The 14610-nt window shown below is 56.4% G+C and carries 14 protein-coding genes; 11 read left to right on the top strand and 3 right to left on the bottom strand.

Annotated features, from left to right (window positions below; translation table 11 throughout):
- Nucleotides 1-41: 41 nt before the first annotated feature.
- A complete protein-coding gene (locus tag AC2FLP_RS10455; protein ID WP_496683225.1) occupies nt 42-1004 on the bottom strand; it encodes an L-malyl-CoA/beta-methylmalyl-CoA lyase in 963 nt (320 codons plus the stop codon).
- A 295-nt stretch (nt 1005-1299) separates the two neighbouring features.
- On the opposite strand from AC2FLP_RS10455, the gene dgcN reads away from it, so the two are divergent.
- The 3 genes from dgcN (at nt 1300) to AC2FLP_RS10440 (ending at nt 4210) form a co-directional block, all read left to right on the top strand.
- On the top strand, nt 1300-2301 hold the full coding sequence (dgcN, locus tag AC2FLP_RS10450) for an N-acetyltransferase DgcN (RefSeq protein ID WP_117872440.1): 1002 nt from the start codon (nt 1300-1302) through the stop codon (nt 2299-2301).
- A 72-nt stretch (nt 2302-2373) separates the two neighbouring features.
- Nucleotides 2374-3339 (top strand): N-acetyl-D-Glu racemase DgcA, encoded by a 966-nt coding sequence (dgcA, locus tag AC2FLP_RS10445; protein WP_299895574.1) that lies wholly within the window; start codon nt 2374-2376, stop codon nt 3337-3339.
- Between the two features lie 10 nt (nt 3340-3349).
- Entirely contained in the window at nt 3350-4210 is an 861-nt protein-coding gene (locus AC2FLP_RS10440; RefSeq protein WP_496683230.1) for a D-amino-acid transaminase, read from the top strand.
- A gap of 228 nt (nt 4211-4438) precedes the next feature.
- Here AC2FLP_RS10440 and AC2FLP_RS10435 read toward each other — a convergent pair whose 3' ends face one another.
- The gene (locus AC2FLP_RS10435; RefSeq protein WP_496683234.1) at nt 4439-5341 is read right to left on the bottom strand and encodes a LysR substrate-binding domain-containing protein; all 903 of its coding nucleotides are present in this window, start codon (nt 5339-5341) and stop codon (nt 4439-4441) included.
- A gap of 172 nt (nt 5342-5513) precedes the next feature.
- Between AC2FLP_RS10435 and ugpB the strand changes: the two genes are divergently transcribed.
- From ugpB to rpsD, 7 genes are all read left to right on the top strand, one after another.
- Nucleotides 5514-6824, top strand: coding sequence for a sn-glycerol-3-phosphate ABC transporter substrate-binding protein UgpB (gene ugpB / locus AC2FLP_RS10430; RefSeq protein WP_117872449.1), 1311 nt, complete (start codon nt 5514-5516; stop codon nt 6822-6824).
- A 61-nt stretch (nt 6825-6885) separates the two neighbouring features.
- Nucleotides 6886-7767: a sn-glycerol-3-phosphate ABC transporter permease UgpA gene (ugpA, locus tag AC2FLP_RS10425; protein WP_117872451.1), complete on the top strand. Its 882-nt coding sequence runs from the start codon at nt 6886-6888 to the stop codon at nt 7765-7767.
- 20 nt (nt 7768-7787) lie between these two features.
- Nucleotides 7788-8624: a sn-glycerol-3-phosphate ABC transporter permease UgpE gene (gene ugpE / locus AC2FLP_RS10420; RefSeq protein ID WP_117872982.1), complete on the top strand. Its 837-nt coding sequence runs from the start codon at nt 7788-7790 to the stop codon at nt 8622-8624.
- Nucleotides 8625-8627: 3 nt separating this feature from the next.
- Nucleotides 8628-9683 carry a sn-glycerol-3-phosphate import ATP-binding protein UgpC gene (locus tag AC2FLP_RS10415; RefSeq protein ID WP_117872453.1) on the top strand — a complete coding sequence of 352 codons (1056 nt, stop codon included), beginning with the start codon at nt 8628-8630 and terminating at the stop codon, nt 9681-9683.
- Nucleotides 9683-10630, top strand: a complete 948-nt coding sequence (locus tag AC2FLP_RS10410) for a glycerophosphodiester phosphodiesterase family protein (RefSeq protein ID WP_117872455.1) — start codon at nt 9683-9685, stop codon at nt 10628-10630. The genes AC2FLP_RS10415 and AC2FLP_RS10410 overlap by 1 nt, the downstream gene beginning before the upstream one ends.
- A 505-nt stretch (nt 10631-11135) precedes the next feature.
- Entirely contained in the window at nt 11136-11585 is a 450-nt protein-coding gene (locus AC2FLP_RS10405; RefSeq protein WP_496683239.1) for a hypothetical protein, read from the top strand.
- 240 nt (nt 11586-11825) lie between these two features.
- Complete coding sequence (gene rpsD / locus AC2FLP_RS10400) at nt 11826-12446, top strand: 30S ribosomal protein S4 (protein ID WP_117872460.1); 621 nt, start codon at nt 11826-11828, stop codon at nt 12444-12446.
- 126 nt (nt 12447-12572) lie between these two features.
- Here rpsD and AC2FLP_RS10395 read toward each other — a convergent pair whose 3' ends face one another.
- On the bottom strand, nt 12573-13034 hold the full coding sequence (locus AC2FLP_RS10395) for an Lrp/AsnC family transcriptional regulator (RefSeq protein WP_117872462.1): 462 nt from the start codon (nt 13032-13034) through the stop codon (nt 12573-12575).
- A 102-nt stretch (nt 13035-13136) separates the two neighbouring features.
- On the opposite strand from AC2FLP_RS10395, the gene AC2FLP_RS10390 reads away from it, so the two are divergent.
- The gene (locus AC2FLP_RS10390) at nt 13137-14552 is read left to right on the top strand and encodes an aminotransferase class V-fold PLP-dependent enzyme (protein WP_299895553.1); all 1416 of its coding nucleotides are present in this window, start codon (nt 13137-13139) and stop codon (nt 14550-14552) included.
- Nucleotides 14553-14610: the final 58 nt, after the last annotated feature.

The raw sequence follows: 14610 nt of genomic DNA, 5'->3' as shown, positions 1-14610 counted from the left end.
GTTTAAAAAAGGGCGCTCGGTGGGGCGCTCTTTTTTATGGCTTAGCTGCTCGCCGCAATCAGTTCGGCCTGTGCCACAATGACTTCAGCCTGCTTGATTGAAGCGATGTCGACAAGACGTCCTTTATAGACGGTCGCGCCTTCACCGTTGGCTTTGGCCTGTTCCATTGCGGTCAGAATTTCGCGGGCCTCGGAAACGGCCTCATCCGACGGGGTAAAGACCTGATTGGCCAGCGCGATCTGCTTGGGATGGATCGCCCATTTGCCGACCATACCCAGTGTGGCCGAGCGTTTCGCCTGAGCGATGTACCCTCCATCATCGCTGAAATCCCCGAATGGTCCATCCACTGGCAGCACCCCATGGGTGCGGCAGGCCGCAACGATGGCGGCTTGGGCCCAGTGCCAGGGATCGGACCAGTGTTTTTCATCCTCGCGCAGCATGTAATAGTTTTCCTGTGTGCCGCCGATGCCCGTGGTCTGCATTCCCATCGAGGCGGCAAAATCTGCGGCCCCAAGGCTCATGGCCTGCAAGCGGGGTGAGGAGGCTGCGATCTCTTCCACATGCGCGATACCGGCAGCGGATTCGATAATGACCTCGAAGCTGATCGGTTTGGTCCGGCCCTTGGCGCGTTCAATGGCGGTGACAAGGGCATCCACGGCATAGACATCTGATGCACAACCGACTTTGGGAATCATGATCTGGTCCAGACGGTCGCCTGCCTGCTCCAACACGTCGACAACGTCACGATACCAATAGGGGGTATCCAATCCGTTGATGCGAACGGACATGTATTTATTGCCCCAATCAACAGTGTTCAGCGCTTCGATGACGTTGGCGCGGGCTACATCCTTGTCCGAAGGCGCAACCGAATCCTCAAGGTCAAGGTTGATCACATCCGCAGCAGAAGCTGCCATTTTCGGGAACAGTTTGGTATTCGACCCCGGACCAAACAGTTGACAGCGATTGGGTCGTGCAGGCGCGGCGGGTTGGATGCGAAAGCTCATCTGGACCTCGTGTGGGTAATGAAGTTGCGATTTTCTCGCCCAATGAGGTATTAAATTGCGCAACTTGGCGCAAGGGAGATTGTGCATCTGCGGCAATGCGGTTGCAGAATGCAAATTTCCAGCAGAAGATGATTGGTGATTAAAGATTAATCAATTTGAAAACTTCGAAGAATTTTGCGTCACCCGGCACTAGGGCGCAAGAACATCGCGCGCTAGCTGTGTTTGACGGAGCAGAACGCGAAACGCTCGTTTTGCCGCTTCACTAGCTTAGGCCGGAATCAAAGGAGTGACCGCAATGATCGAGACACCGTACCTGCTGTTTTTGGGCGATGCGCCCGACCAATTGGCGGCCAAAGTGGCTGTGGGCATCAAGGATTGGCGCCCGGAAAACGCCGTCGGCCAATACCGTATGGACGGCTGCAAGGCCGATCTGGGCCTGACCGATATGACCCTGACAGAGGCGAAAGAGGCCGGTGCCAAAACGCTGGTCATCGGCGTGGCCAACCGTGGGGGCGTGATCAGCCAGGAATGGAAAAAGGTTCTGGTCATGGCACTGGAGGAAGGGTTTGATCTGGCCTCCGGCTTGCACAACCTGTTGCGCGATGAACCTGACCTGGTGGCGGTGGCTGAAGCGACCGGTCAAAAGCTGCACGACGTGCGTGTGCCCGAAGTCGATTACCCGATTGCCAACGGGATCAAGCGCAAGGGCAAGCGTTGTCTGGCCGTGGGCACCGATTGTTCGGTCGGCAAGATGTACACCGCAATGGCGATGGATGCTGAAATGCGCAAGCGTGGTATGAAGTCGACCTTCCGCGCAACTGGTCAGACGGGCATCCTGATCACCGGCGATGGTGTGCCGCTGGACGCCGTGGTCGCGGATTTCATGGCGGGCTCGATCGAATGGCTGACACCTGACAACGACGACGATCACTGGGACCTGATCGAAGGCCAGGGCTCATTGTTTCATGTATCCTATTCCGGTGTGACCATGGCACTGATCCACGGCGGCCAGCCGGACGCCCTGATCCTGAGCCATGAACCGACCCGTGAGCACATGCGCGGTCTGCCGACCTATCAGCAACCGTCTTTGGAAACCCTGCGCGACACCGCGCTGGCCCTGGCCAAAGTGGCGAACCCGGATTGTCAGGTCGTCGGCGTTTCCGTCAACACGCAGCACCTGTCCGAAGATGACGCGACGGCGTATCTGGCCAAGATCGAAGCAGACATGGGACTGCCTGCGACCGATCCGTTCCGCTTTGGTTCAGGCAAGCTGGTGGACGCGCTGGCTGCGATGTGATCTGAGACACGTGCCGGTGGCGGGTTCAACCGCTTCCGGCGTTAGATTTGGAAAAGATGAAGGAGCGGGTGCGTGCGGATAGAGGTCTCTCGCGATGTGTTTCGGCTGGCGCAGGTGTTTACCATCTCGCGCGGGTCACGGACCGAGGCAAAAGTGCTGACGGTTCGGGTGTCGGACGGAACGCATCAGGGCTGGGGTGAATGCGTTCCCTATGCGCGTTATGACGAAACGCTCGAGTCGGTTGAGGCCGAGATTGCCGGCTTGCCTGCGGAGTTCACCCGCCAGTCGCTGATGGACCTACTGCCTGCTGGTGCCGCCCGGAACGCCGTGGATTGCGCCTTGTGGGATCTGGAAAGCAAGCGCGCGGGAAAGCGTGCCTGGGATTTGGCGGGTCTGCCTGTTCCGGGACCAGAGATCACCGCATACACTTTGTCGCTGGACACGCCCGCGGCGATGCAGGCCCAGGCGGCCGAGAACGCGCATCGCCCGCTTCTGAAAATCAAACTGGGCACCCCAGATGACATGCCGCGGCTTGAGGCGGTGCGGGCCGGTGCTCCGAATGCCAAGATCATCGTGGATGCGAACGAAGGCTGGCCGGCCGAGGTTTACGCCGACCTCGCCCCTCATCTGGTACGTTTGGGCGTGGCACTGGTCGAGCAACCCTTGCCCGCCGGGGACGACGACGCATTGATCGGAATGGACCGCCCGGTGCCCGTCTGCGCTGACGAGTCCTGCCATGATCGCGCCAGCCTGTCCGGACTGATGGGCAAATACGATGTCATCAACATCAAACTCGACAAGACCGGTGGCCTGACCGAGGCACTGGAACTTCGCAAAGCCGCAATCGCGGAAGGGTATGACATCATGGTCGGCTGTATGGTTGGCAGCTCGCTTGCCATGGCACCCGCGACACTGTTGGCGCAGGGTGCGATGGTGACGGACCTTGACGGCCCGCTTCTGTTAGCCGAAGACCGCGACACCCCGCTGATTTTTGACGACGCCGGAGTTCACCCGCCAGAAGCGGCGCTCTGGGGCTGAGGAGACAAACATGACCCGAACCGTATACGTAAATGGCGAATACCTGCCCGAGACCGAGGCCAAGGTATCCATCTTTGACCGTGGCTTCCTGTTTGCTGATGCGGTTTACGAAGTGACCAGTGTATTGGATGGCAAGCTGATTGATTTCGAAGGTCACGCAGTGCGCCTGAAGCGGTCTCTGGATGAGCTGGAGATGGCCGAGCCCTGCACCAAGGAAGAGCTGCTGGAGATCCACCGCAAGCTGGTTGATCTGAACGGCATCGAAGAGGGCCTAGTCTACCTGCAGGTCTCGCGCGGCAGTGACGGTGACCGGGATTTTGTCTTCCCTTCGGCAGATACCAAACCCAGCCTCGTTCTGTTCACGCAGAACAAGCCCGGGCTGGCTGACAGTCCGGCAGCACAGAAAGGTGCCAGGATCATCTCGATCGAGGACATCCGCTGGGGCCGCCGCGACATCAAAACCGTGCAACTGCTTTACCCTTCGATGGGCAAGATGATGGCCAAGAAATCGGGCTGTGATGATGCATGGCTGGTCGAAGACGGCTTTGTGACCGAAGGCACTAGCAACAACGCCTATTTCGTCAAGAACGGCAAGATCGTGACCCGCCCGTTGTCCAACGACATCCTGCACGGGATCACCCGCAAGGCCGTGCTGCGCCTGGCGGCCGAAGCGCAGATGGAAGTTGAAGAACGTCTGTTTACCATCGACGAAGCCAGAGAGGCTGACGAGGCGTTCACAACTTCGGCCAGCGCATTCGTGATGCCCGTCGTGGAAATCGACGGAGTCGCGCTGGGTGATGGTACACCCGGGCCGATTGCCAAACGCCTTCGTGAAATTTACCTGGATGAAAGCCGAAAGGCCGCGATCTGAAGAAACACCACGTGGGACGGCGTTGCGGTAAACTGCTGCGGCGCCGTGCCAACATCAGTCGGATCCGGGGGCAGGACAGGGAGTTTCGCTGTAGGTCTCGCCGAGCATGAGCAGATCACATGCGACTTTCGGCCAAAAAACAGGTCACTTGCGAAGTTGAGCCGGGACACCGGTCTTAACTGTTGGGCCATTCCCAGCTTTGTCACAAGTATATGGTTGAAGGCGGGGTTACCCGACTTTGAAAGGGCTCAGGCTTTCCTGAAACTGTTCAATGAATTCAAGCGTCACCAACGACGGTTGCTTCAATATTGGGCGTACCAACGAGAGAGTATGTTTCAGCAATGGCCTGAATGGCCGATAACTCAATCCCCGTGAGGTGTATTGGACGGCATCCAGTTCGCTTACGACCGAGACACCGACACCTTTCAGCGCCAATTCACATGCCGCTGTGAACTGCCTGACCTCAATATGCGAGTTCAATTCGACATTGGCATTTTGAAACACTTTCGAAAGCCGCCCGAAAAAGTCGCTGTCGCGTCGGGTGTGGATGATTTTGCTGTGTGCAAGATCCGCCGGGGTAACTTCGGAAAGGCCTTCCAACTCGTGCCCGGTGGGGAACACGCACACCGTGCGAACGTCGATGTTTCTGCTTTCTACCGCCGGATGACCGTGAAAACTGTCTGTGATTCCGAAATCATACTGCTCGCCAATCATCCATTCGAGAATGCGTTCAGGTCTGTCAGGCTCGATCGTCAGGGTGACACCGGGCCGATCCTTCAAGAAGCTGGCGACGACTTTAGGCAAATGGCTGGTGGCAAATCCAGGTAGGCAGGCGACACGGATGTGCCCTGCTTTGCGTTGTGTGATATCCTGGCTGACATCCGAGATTTGCCTCATGAGTTCGAGAACGCGCTCGACGCTGGGCAAGAGGTAACGAACCTCCTGCGTTGGCACCAATCGGCCCTCCCGGCGATCAAAAAGCTGAAACCCAAGCGATTTTTCTAGATCAGACAGCAGCCTGCTGACAGCTGGCTGGGTCACTCCAAGATCGGTCGCAGCGGCTGTGACAGACCCGTTTTTGGTCACGGCCATTAGGGCCTCCAATTGCCGCACTCTCAGAATTTGACTCATTGTTGATCCCTAGCAACCACGCCAAGTCATAACACTATGTTATTTTTTCACCAAGTAGATAGGCCTTGAATTATATTTCTGTAACGCTAACGTCGTGAAATCGTCATGTGTGCCGTTTACGCGTTGTGGTCGGTATTCAACGAAGCATCAAACCTGATGCATGGGAGGAATCATGAAAAAGAATTTGCTTGGCGCTCTTGCCATCACCACGGCCTTGTCCCCCTTGGCGGCAATGGCGCAAACCGAAGTTCAGTTCTGGCATGCCTTCACCGGTCGCCTTGGTGAGCTTGTCAAAGGACAGGTTGAAGAATTCAACGCCAGTCAGGATGACTTTGTCGTGGTTGAAAGCCACAAGGGCAACTACTCGGAAACCCTGAATGCTGGCATTGCTGCATTCCGTGCCGGTGAACAGCCAAATATCCTGATGGTATTCGAAGTCGGCACGGCGACAATGATGTCAGCCGAAGGTGCGATCAAGCCGGTCTATGAAGTGATGGCGGAAAGCGGCGCGTCATTTGATCCCGATGCATATATAGGCGCAGTCAAAGGGTATTATACGACGACTGACGGAGAGATGCTGTCTCTTCCTTTCAACTCCTCGACGCCAGTGCTGTGGGTTAACCGCGATGCCATGGAAGCCGCTGGCGTTGATCCGGACACGGATCTGTCCACATGGGAAAAAGTTGGCGAGGTCCTTGAACAGCTGAAGGCGGGTGGCGAGGATTGCCCGCTGGTGACAGCATGGCAAAGCTGGATTCACCTTGAGAACCTGTCAGCCTATCACGACGTTCCGTTTGCATCCCAGGACAACGGTTTTGCTGGTCTGGATACCGAGCTTATGCTGAACGGTCCGGTGCAGGTTGCACATCTGACCGCAATGGGTGACTGGGCCCAGGACGGCAAGTTCATCTACACTGGCCGCAGAAACGAAGGCGGTGCGAACTTCCGGTCAGGCGAGTGCGCATTGTTCACTGAAAGTTCGGCCGGGTACGCTGGCATCAAGGCAGAGGCCGAGTTCGACTTCGACGTGCGTCCGCTGCCCTATTGGGAATCCGTCACCGGTGAGCCGCAAAACACCATCATCGGCGGCGCGTCTCTTTGGGTAATGGCGGGTCATGAGCCCGAAGAATACCGAGGCGTCGGCGAGTTCCTGAGCTTCCTGTCCTCGTCGGATGTGCAGGCGGCATGGCATCAGAACACCGGTTATCTTCCGATTACCGTCGAAGCCGGCGAAGCCACCCGTGCGGCAGGTTTTTATGACGAAAACCCGGGCACCGACATCGCGGTGATCCAGATGACCGCGAAAGAGCCGACCGCAAACTCGAAAGGCTTGCGTCTGGGTTCGTTCGACCAGATTCGCGGCATCATCGACGAAGAGCTTGAAGCGATCTGGTCCGGTGAGAAAACAGCTCAGGAAGCGATGGACAGCGCGAAGGAACGCGGCGATGCGTTGCTGCGCCGTTTCGAATCCGCCAATCAATAAGTCGTAACTTCATGCGGGCCTTTTCAGGGCCCGCATTTTCTTTCTTCGGTGGGTTTTCAGGATGGAAAAACGCGTCACCTTTCGCGGCTGGCTGTTGCCATTGGCTCTGATTGCCCCTCAGGTCATCATTTCCGCCGTCTTCTTCTTCTATCCCGCCGGTCAGGCCATATGGCAGTCACTGTTCATACCTGATCCGTTCGGGTTGTCGTCCCAGTTCGTGGGGTTGGGCAACTTTGAATTCCTACTGAGTGACAAGTTTTATCGCGCCTCTTTCGTGACAACGGCAGTGTTTTCCACGCTGGTTACGCTGTGCTCGATGATCCCTGCCTTGTTTCTTGCGGTCATTGCGGATCGATTGATCAAAGGGTCCGGGGTCTATCGGACTTTGCTGATCTGGCCCTACGCTGTCGCTCCTGCCGTTGCGGGTGTTTTGTGGCTGTTCATGTTCAACACGCGCGTCGGCGTCGTGTCATGGTATCTCAGCCAGCTTGGTTATGACTGGAACCACGTTCTGAACGGCACCGAAGCTATGGGGCTGGTGGTCGTTGCCTCCGCCTGGGGGCGCATAAGCTATAACTTCCTTTTCTTTTTCGCTGCCCTGCAATCCGTTCCTAGATCCGTGATCGAGGCGGCGGCGATTGACGGCGCGCATTTCTGGCGCCGGTTCTTTACGATCGTGCTGCCGTTGCTGTCGCCGACGGCGTTCTTCTTGCTGGTGGTGAACGTCGTTTATGCCTTTTTCGAAACCTTTGGCGTGATCCACACAATCACCGGTGGCGGGCCGCAACAATCGACGACAATCCTTGTCTACAAGGTTTTCTCAGATGGGTTTGTGGGACAGGACCTCGGCTCGTCTTCGGCGCAATCGGTCATCCTGTTGATCGTCGTTGGTCTGTTGACGGTCATCCAGTTCAAATACGTGGAAAAGCGGGTGCATTACTGATGGCGTCCCAACAACACGGAATGGTCGAAAAACGCGGCGCGGGCATCTGGTTGTCCCATGCTTTGATGATCCTCGGTGTCCTGATCATATTTTTCCCCATATGGCTTGCCTTTGTGGCCTCGACCGTGACCCAGGCCGAGATCGTCTCACCGCCGATGCCAGTCGTGCCCGGCGATCAGTTCTGGGTGAACTACAAAGCGGCGCTGTTCTCGGGGGTAAACGTGCCCGTGGCAACGATGCTGTTCAACAGTCTGGTGATGGCGATTGGTATTGCAGTGGGAAAAATCGCCATCTCGTTGCTGTCGGCTTTTGCAATCGTTTATTTTCGGTTTCCAGGGCGAACGACGTTCTTTTGGTTGATCTTCCTGACGCTCATGCTGCCGGTCGAAGTCCGCATTGTTCCGACGTTCGAAGTTGTTGCCGGATTCGGTATGCTCAACAGCTATTACGGGCTGATCTTTCCCCTGATCGCCTCAGCCACGGCAACCTTCCTGTTCCGTCAGTTCTTTTTGACGATCCCGGATGAACTGGCCGAAGCCGCCCGGGTGGACGGGGCCCGCCCGATGCGATTCTTTATTGATATTGTGGTGCCGATGAGCCGGACCAACATCGCGGCGCTGTTCGTGATCCTGTTTATCTATGGCTGGAACCAGTACCTTTGGCCGCTGCTGATCACGACTGATCCCGAGATGAATACCATCGTGATGGGTATCAAACAGATGTTTCCGTCCGGCGACGACTTTGCGCATTGGCCGACGATCATGGCGACGTCCATTCTGGCGATGATCCCGCCGGTCATTGTGGTGGTTTCGATGCAAAAGCTCTTTGTCCGAGGCCTTGTCGATAGTGAGAAGTAAGAAATGGCAACAGTTACCTTAGAGAATGTCAAAAAGAGCTTTGGCCCGACGGATGTGATCCACGGTGTTGATGTCGATATCGCCGATGGAGAGTTCATCGTGATCGTCGGCCCGTCAGGCTGTGGTAAATCTACGTTGTTGCGGATGGTGGCGGGGCTGGAAACGGTCACGTCCGGGGAAATCTGGATCGGCGGTGAGCGCGCCAATGACAAAGAGCCGATGGATCGCGACATTGCGATGGTGTTCCAGAACTACGCGCTCTATCCGCACATGTCCGTGCGTCAGAACATGGGATATGGCCTGAAGATCGCTGGATTGCCCAAGGCTCAGATCGATCAAAAGGTGACCCAGGCGGCAAAACTGTTGCAGCTCGAACCTTTGCTGGATCGCAAACCCAGGCAGTTATCAGGCGGTCAGCGTCAGAGGGTGGCGATGGGGCGGGCCATTGTCCGCGAGCCTGCGGTTTTCCTGTTTGACGAACCGCTCTCGAACCTCGACGCCAAGCTTCGTGTTCAGATGCGTCTGGAAATACGCGAGCTTCAGGAAAAGCTGGGTATCACGTCACTTTACGTTACGCACGACCAGGTCGAAGCAATGACAATGGCCGACAGAATGATCGTGATGAATGGCGGTATTGCCGAGCAGATCGGCACGCCGCTGGAAGTCTATGAAACCCCGCATACGCTGTTCGCCGCGCAATTCATCGGCAGCCCGGCGATGAACATTTTTGAAGCGCGGCGCGAAAACGGGACCATCAAGATCGGAGAAATCGAAGTCGGACCCTCTCAGGGTGCAGACAGCGCCGTGAAGCTTGGCATAAGACCAGAGCATCTGGTGTTGAATGACAATGGCCCACTTGAAGCGGCGATTCAGATGGCTGAACCGCTTGGGGCCAACACGTTGCTGCACGGTCACCTTTCTGGCACCGCAAGCGCGATCACGGCGAGCCTTCCCGGCGTCCACCCGATCGAGGGACGCCACCCGGTTATGCAGTTCTCGGTCGCACCAGAGAACATGCATTTGTTTGACCACGTGACGGGCAAAAGGCTGGAAGGCTGATGGTGTTTCAGCATGTTGAAGCCTTTCGTGGTGGTGAAAACCTGATCCGGGTTGTTGGCCATCGGGGGGCACGAGGTGTGTTACCTGAAAACAGCATGGTGGGCTTCGACTTTGCGCTCTCCATTGGTGTCCCGCTTCTTGAGTTTGACGTTGTTCTGACTGCCGATAATGTGCCGGTCATAACGCACAATCATCGCCTGCACGCAGCGAGCTTTCGCGATTCCAATGGCCTGTTTCTGATCGGAGAAGAGCCGAAAGTTTCCGCACTGACTTACGAGCAACTCCGGCAATTTGATATCGGGCGTTTGGACGGGCAATCCGCCTATGGCCAACGCTTCCCGGACCAGGCCCAAATAGATGGCGTCCGTGTTCCAAAGTTGTTGGATCTGCTCGATTTGGTCGATGACCCAAAAAACAGTGATGCCTATCTGATGCTCGAACTGAAGTCGGATCCCGACCTGGCCCATGATGCGCTATACAGGGAGAAATTTGTCGGGAGAGTTCTTCAGGACGTTCGCGGCAAAGGTTTATCTTCGCGCGCGGTCCTGCACAGTTTCGATTGGAATCTCTTGGAGGAATGTCAGCGGCAAGCTCCGGATATGCCGTCATCCTATCTGACGCAACTTCCGGAAAACGCCGACGATGTTGGTGAAGATTCCTCAAAATCCGTTTGCCCGGACTTTCGTGGTCGCCGCGACGAGATTCCAGACTTGGTAAAGCAAGCTGGCGGTTCGCTTTGGTGCCCATATTTTGCGGATGTGACGACTGAAAACGTGACGCGAGCAAAAGAGTTGGGCTTGTGCGTCGCCGTGTGGACGGTCAATGAACACGAAGAGATAGGCAGGATGATAGATCTGCGCGTGGACGCAATCGTATCCGACTACCCCGGGCGGGTTCAAAGACAACTGTCGGACTCTGGCTTCGGTTGGCGCGCAGGGCATCGGTGATCCCGGCGCCCTGAGGGTGACGTGAATGAATTTCTTTCGCCATTTGAAAATTGCCTCAAACAAAGGCTCTTCAGCCCGTTGACGCACAGGACCAGCATGTTTTTATGGCATGACCCAGTGAGAGCCTATTCTAAGGAAACCGTTCTTGGGCGCGGTTGACGGAAGTCCGGAATTCCGGAACGAATGCCCAAACGCTGACCTCACTGCTCTGAGCATTGCGCTTGCGGTTGTCGGGACCGTGTTCTGCGCCTTCGGTCGATGAAGAGTAATTGATACCTGCGAAACAATATTCTCAATGCCGTTAGGTATTTCTGGCACCGAGGCTCGGCAATCGCGCTGGCCACAACCGTCATCGACTGGCCGTAAAGCCTGACGGATGGCGCCAAATGCTGAGTCACATTAACAACAATCTTGTGATTGCTGCAGTTCCGTCTCTTTTCCGCCGGAATTTGTGCTGATAAGGGTAAAGTTAAGTGTTGGGGTGGTAGTAAGTGCGAGTGGGCAGATGAGAGCCGGAACAAACGGTCAAATAGCTATTTCCTGGTGTCAGACGGAAATTGACGGGCTTGAAGATGCGCCCCTTTCCTCTTTGATGATCGGAGCATCATGGTCATGGCGTGGACAAGCAATCGTCCTGAGCGAGGCTGTGGAGCAAAGCATTGGAAAAATGGGGAATGCCGGGGGCGTTGCGACCCATGTGAACAGCCACTTTCCAATTGTCCGTGAGGTTTCAGGCCTTGAGTCAGGCATTCTTACCTTTACCAACGGTGCGCAGAAGTTCTCTGCCAGGCTTGTTGTCGATGGTAAGGATACGTCGCGGACTCTCGTGTTTGACGGCGCTTGCCCGCCACGGGATGAAGAGTTCTGGATTGTCGAAGTGACAGAGCTTGCGGCGATCCCGAACCCGCCATTGAAAAGTGACGCGACAGTAGTCTCTTTCCCGATCTCAAATTAGAGTTTCAAGGCAGCGCTACGCGGTTTCGACGCTGCGTCGGTCCCGATGTCTGTCTGCCCTGATCGATTTTCTGAACTTTGCTGAATGCTGTGTTGACTCCGACGGCATTGCGGCTATAAGCGCGGCTTCATTGGTGTTGGTGGCCCCCGCAAGGGGATGCCTGTCATGGGGGAAACCTCAAGAGGACAACGCCCTTCATAGTGGCCCGTTAGGGCTTCGACAAAACGAAGGAGATCAGCCGTGACCAAACGCACGTCTGCCAAGTACAAAATCGACCGCCGGATGGGCGAAAACATCTGGGGTCGTCCGAAATCCCCGGTCAACCGTCGTGAATACGGCCCCGGCCAGCACGGCCAGCGCCGCAAGGGCAAACTGTCGGACTTTGGTCTGCAGTTGCGCGCCAAGCAGAAGCTGAAAGGTTATTATGGCGACCTGACCGAGAAGCAGTTCCGCCGCATCTACGCCGAAGCCGAGCGTGTGAAGGGCGACACCGGTGAAAACCTGATCGGCCTGCTGGAGCGCCGTCTGGACGCCGTTGTTTACCGCGCCAAGTTCGTTGCAACCGTCTTTGCCGCGCGCCAGTTCGTGAACCACGGCCACGTCAAAGTGAACGGCAAGCGGGTCAACATCCCGTCCTACCGCGTCAAAGAAGGCGACGTGATCGAGGTGCGCGACAAGTCCAAGCAACTGGCTGTTGTCCTCGAAGCTGCCGCGCTGGCCGAGCGCGACGTTCCTGACTACATTGACGCCGACCACTCGAAAATGACCGCGACTTTCGTGCGCGCTCCGTCGCTGGGCGACGTGCCGTACCCGGTCATGATGGAACCGAACCTGGTCGTCGAATTCTACGCCAAGAACTAATCTTCGCAGCACCCGAATTCCGAAAGGCCGCGCTTTTTGCGCGGTCTTTTTTGTTTGATGGGGACTCTGCCGCCATCGCAACGGCCCGCGCCTTCCCTGAGGGTTATTGGCCAGATAAGGTGCGGGTCAGATCGGCAGGGGTCTGCCTTCGGCAATCGCTTCCATTGCGAAATACGATGTCACGCTGTCCAGCTCGACCTTTTCGATCAATCGCTGATAGACCTTGTCATAAGATGTCATATCCTGTGTTACGACTTTCAACTGATAGTCGTAATCTCCTCCGATCCGATGAAAATCCACGACTTCCGGGATCGTCAGAACGTGGCTCCGAAACGCTTGAAGCCACTGAGCGGAATGATGTCGTGTGCGGAGCATGACAAAGACCACAAGGCTCAAACCCAGTTTTTCACGCGCGATGCGGGCCGTGGACCCGATCAGAACGCCGTTTTCGTTCAGGGCCTTCAAGCGCCGCCAGCAAGCGTTTTGAGAAAGTCCCACACGATCCGCCAATTCGCGCTGCGACAGGGTGGCGTCCTTTTGCAGTTCTTTCAGAATGCGCGTGTCAATTTGATCTAATTTTGATGTCATAACTGATCATATGACACAAAATTTTTAAAATCTACGCAAAGATAGGTGAAGTTTTTGCGGCTCGAAAATATCACATTGGTAGGGCAGTAAGGAGCCAATGTAATGACCCTGTCCAAATTTCGTGCGGAACTCTGTTCCACCACTCACAATTCAAATCTGCGCGATGGGCTGATCGGCGAGAACGTTCTGATCCCGGGTCTGCATGGAGACGTGCCGCTTGTCTATGCGGATTACGTCGCTTCGGGCCGCGCATTGCGGCAGGTCGAGGATTTTGTGGCGCAGGATGTATTGCCGTTTTACGCAAACAGTCACACCGAGGCCTCCTACTGCGGATCCTACATGACACGTCTGCGCCGCGAAGCGCGGGCAGAAATAGCCCGCATTGTTGGTGCTCGGGAAGAGGACGCGGTGATCTTTACCGGGTCTGGCGCCACTGCGGGGCTCAATCGGTTGGTCAGCCTGCTAGGGGTGGCAGAGGCTGACCAGCCGATTGTCTTAATCGGTCCGTATGAGCATCATTCGAATATTCTGCCGTGGCGCGAAAGCAAAGCACGTGTCATCGAGATTCCCGAGGCCGAGGGTGGTGGTGTGGACCTACATGCGCTGAAAGCCGCGCTGGAGGCCCATGCGGATGCCGATTTGGTGGTCGGATCATTTTCCGCCGCGTCCAACGTGACTGGTATTATCACCGATCCTGATCCGGTCACGCGAATGCTCAAGGCGCATGGTGCTTTGGCCGTTTGGGACTATGCCGGTGGCGGGCCTTACCTGCCGATGGACATGGGGCCCGAAGGTGCCCGCAAGGATGCGATCGTGGTTTCGCCGCACAAGTTTCCCGGTGGTCCGGGCGCGTCAGGCGTTTTGGTTGTGAACCAATCTTCCGTGAAACGGACCTGTCCTAGCTGGCCGGGCGGTGGAACCGTCAGCTTCGTATCACCGTGGCGGCATGACTACAGTGCCGATCTGGCCACAAGGGAAGAGGCCGGGACACCCAACGTGATCGGAGACATTCGTGCGGCGCTGGCCTTCATCGTCAAGGATGTCGTCGGAACGGACGAAATCGCCCGGCGTGAGGTGCAGTACAATCAAATGGCGCTGGAAGGGTGGAAGAACAACCCGAACCTCACCCTGCTTGGGGTCGAGAGCGCGCATCGTCTGCCGATCTTCTCTTTCCTGGTGCGCGGCAATGCGGGTCAGCCTGTGCATCAGCAATTGTTCACGCGGATGCTCAGCGATATCTACGGCATTCAGGTGCGGGGCGGCTGTGCCTGTGCAGGACCCTATGCTCACCACTTGCTGGGGATTGATCAGGCAACGTCAGAGGCGCTGCACGCTGCCTTGTCCGCAGGGGAAGAAATGAAAAAGCCCGGTTGGGTGCGACTGAATTTCTCGTATCTGATGAGCGAGGAAACGGTTCGGTTCATCATCGACAGCGTCAATGACCTGTCACATCGGACCGAGGAGTTCGCGCCATACTACAACGCCGACCCGACAACCGCGCGCTTCAAAGCCGCATGAGGGAATTGTCGCTTTTCTCAATCCGTTGAGACAGGTATGAGAGGCCCATTCAACGGAG

This window comes from Ruegeria sp. CDSA141 (assembly GCF_059612005.1).
This window is presented reverse-complemented; position numbering and strand designations above follow the sequence as displayed.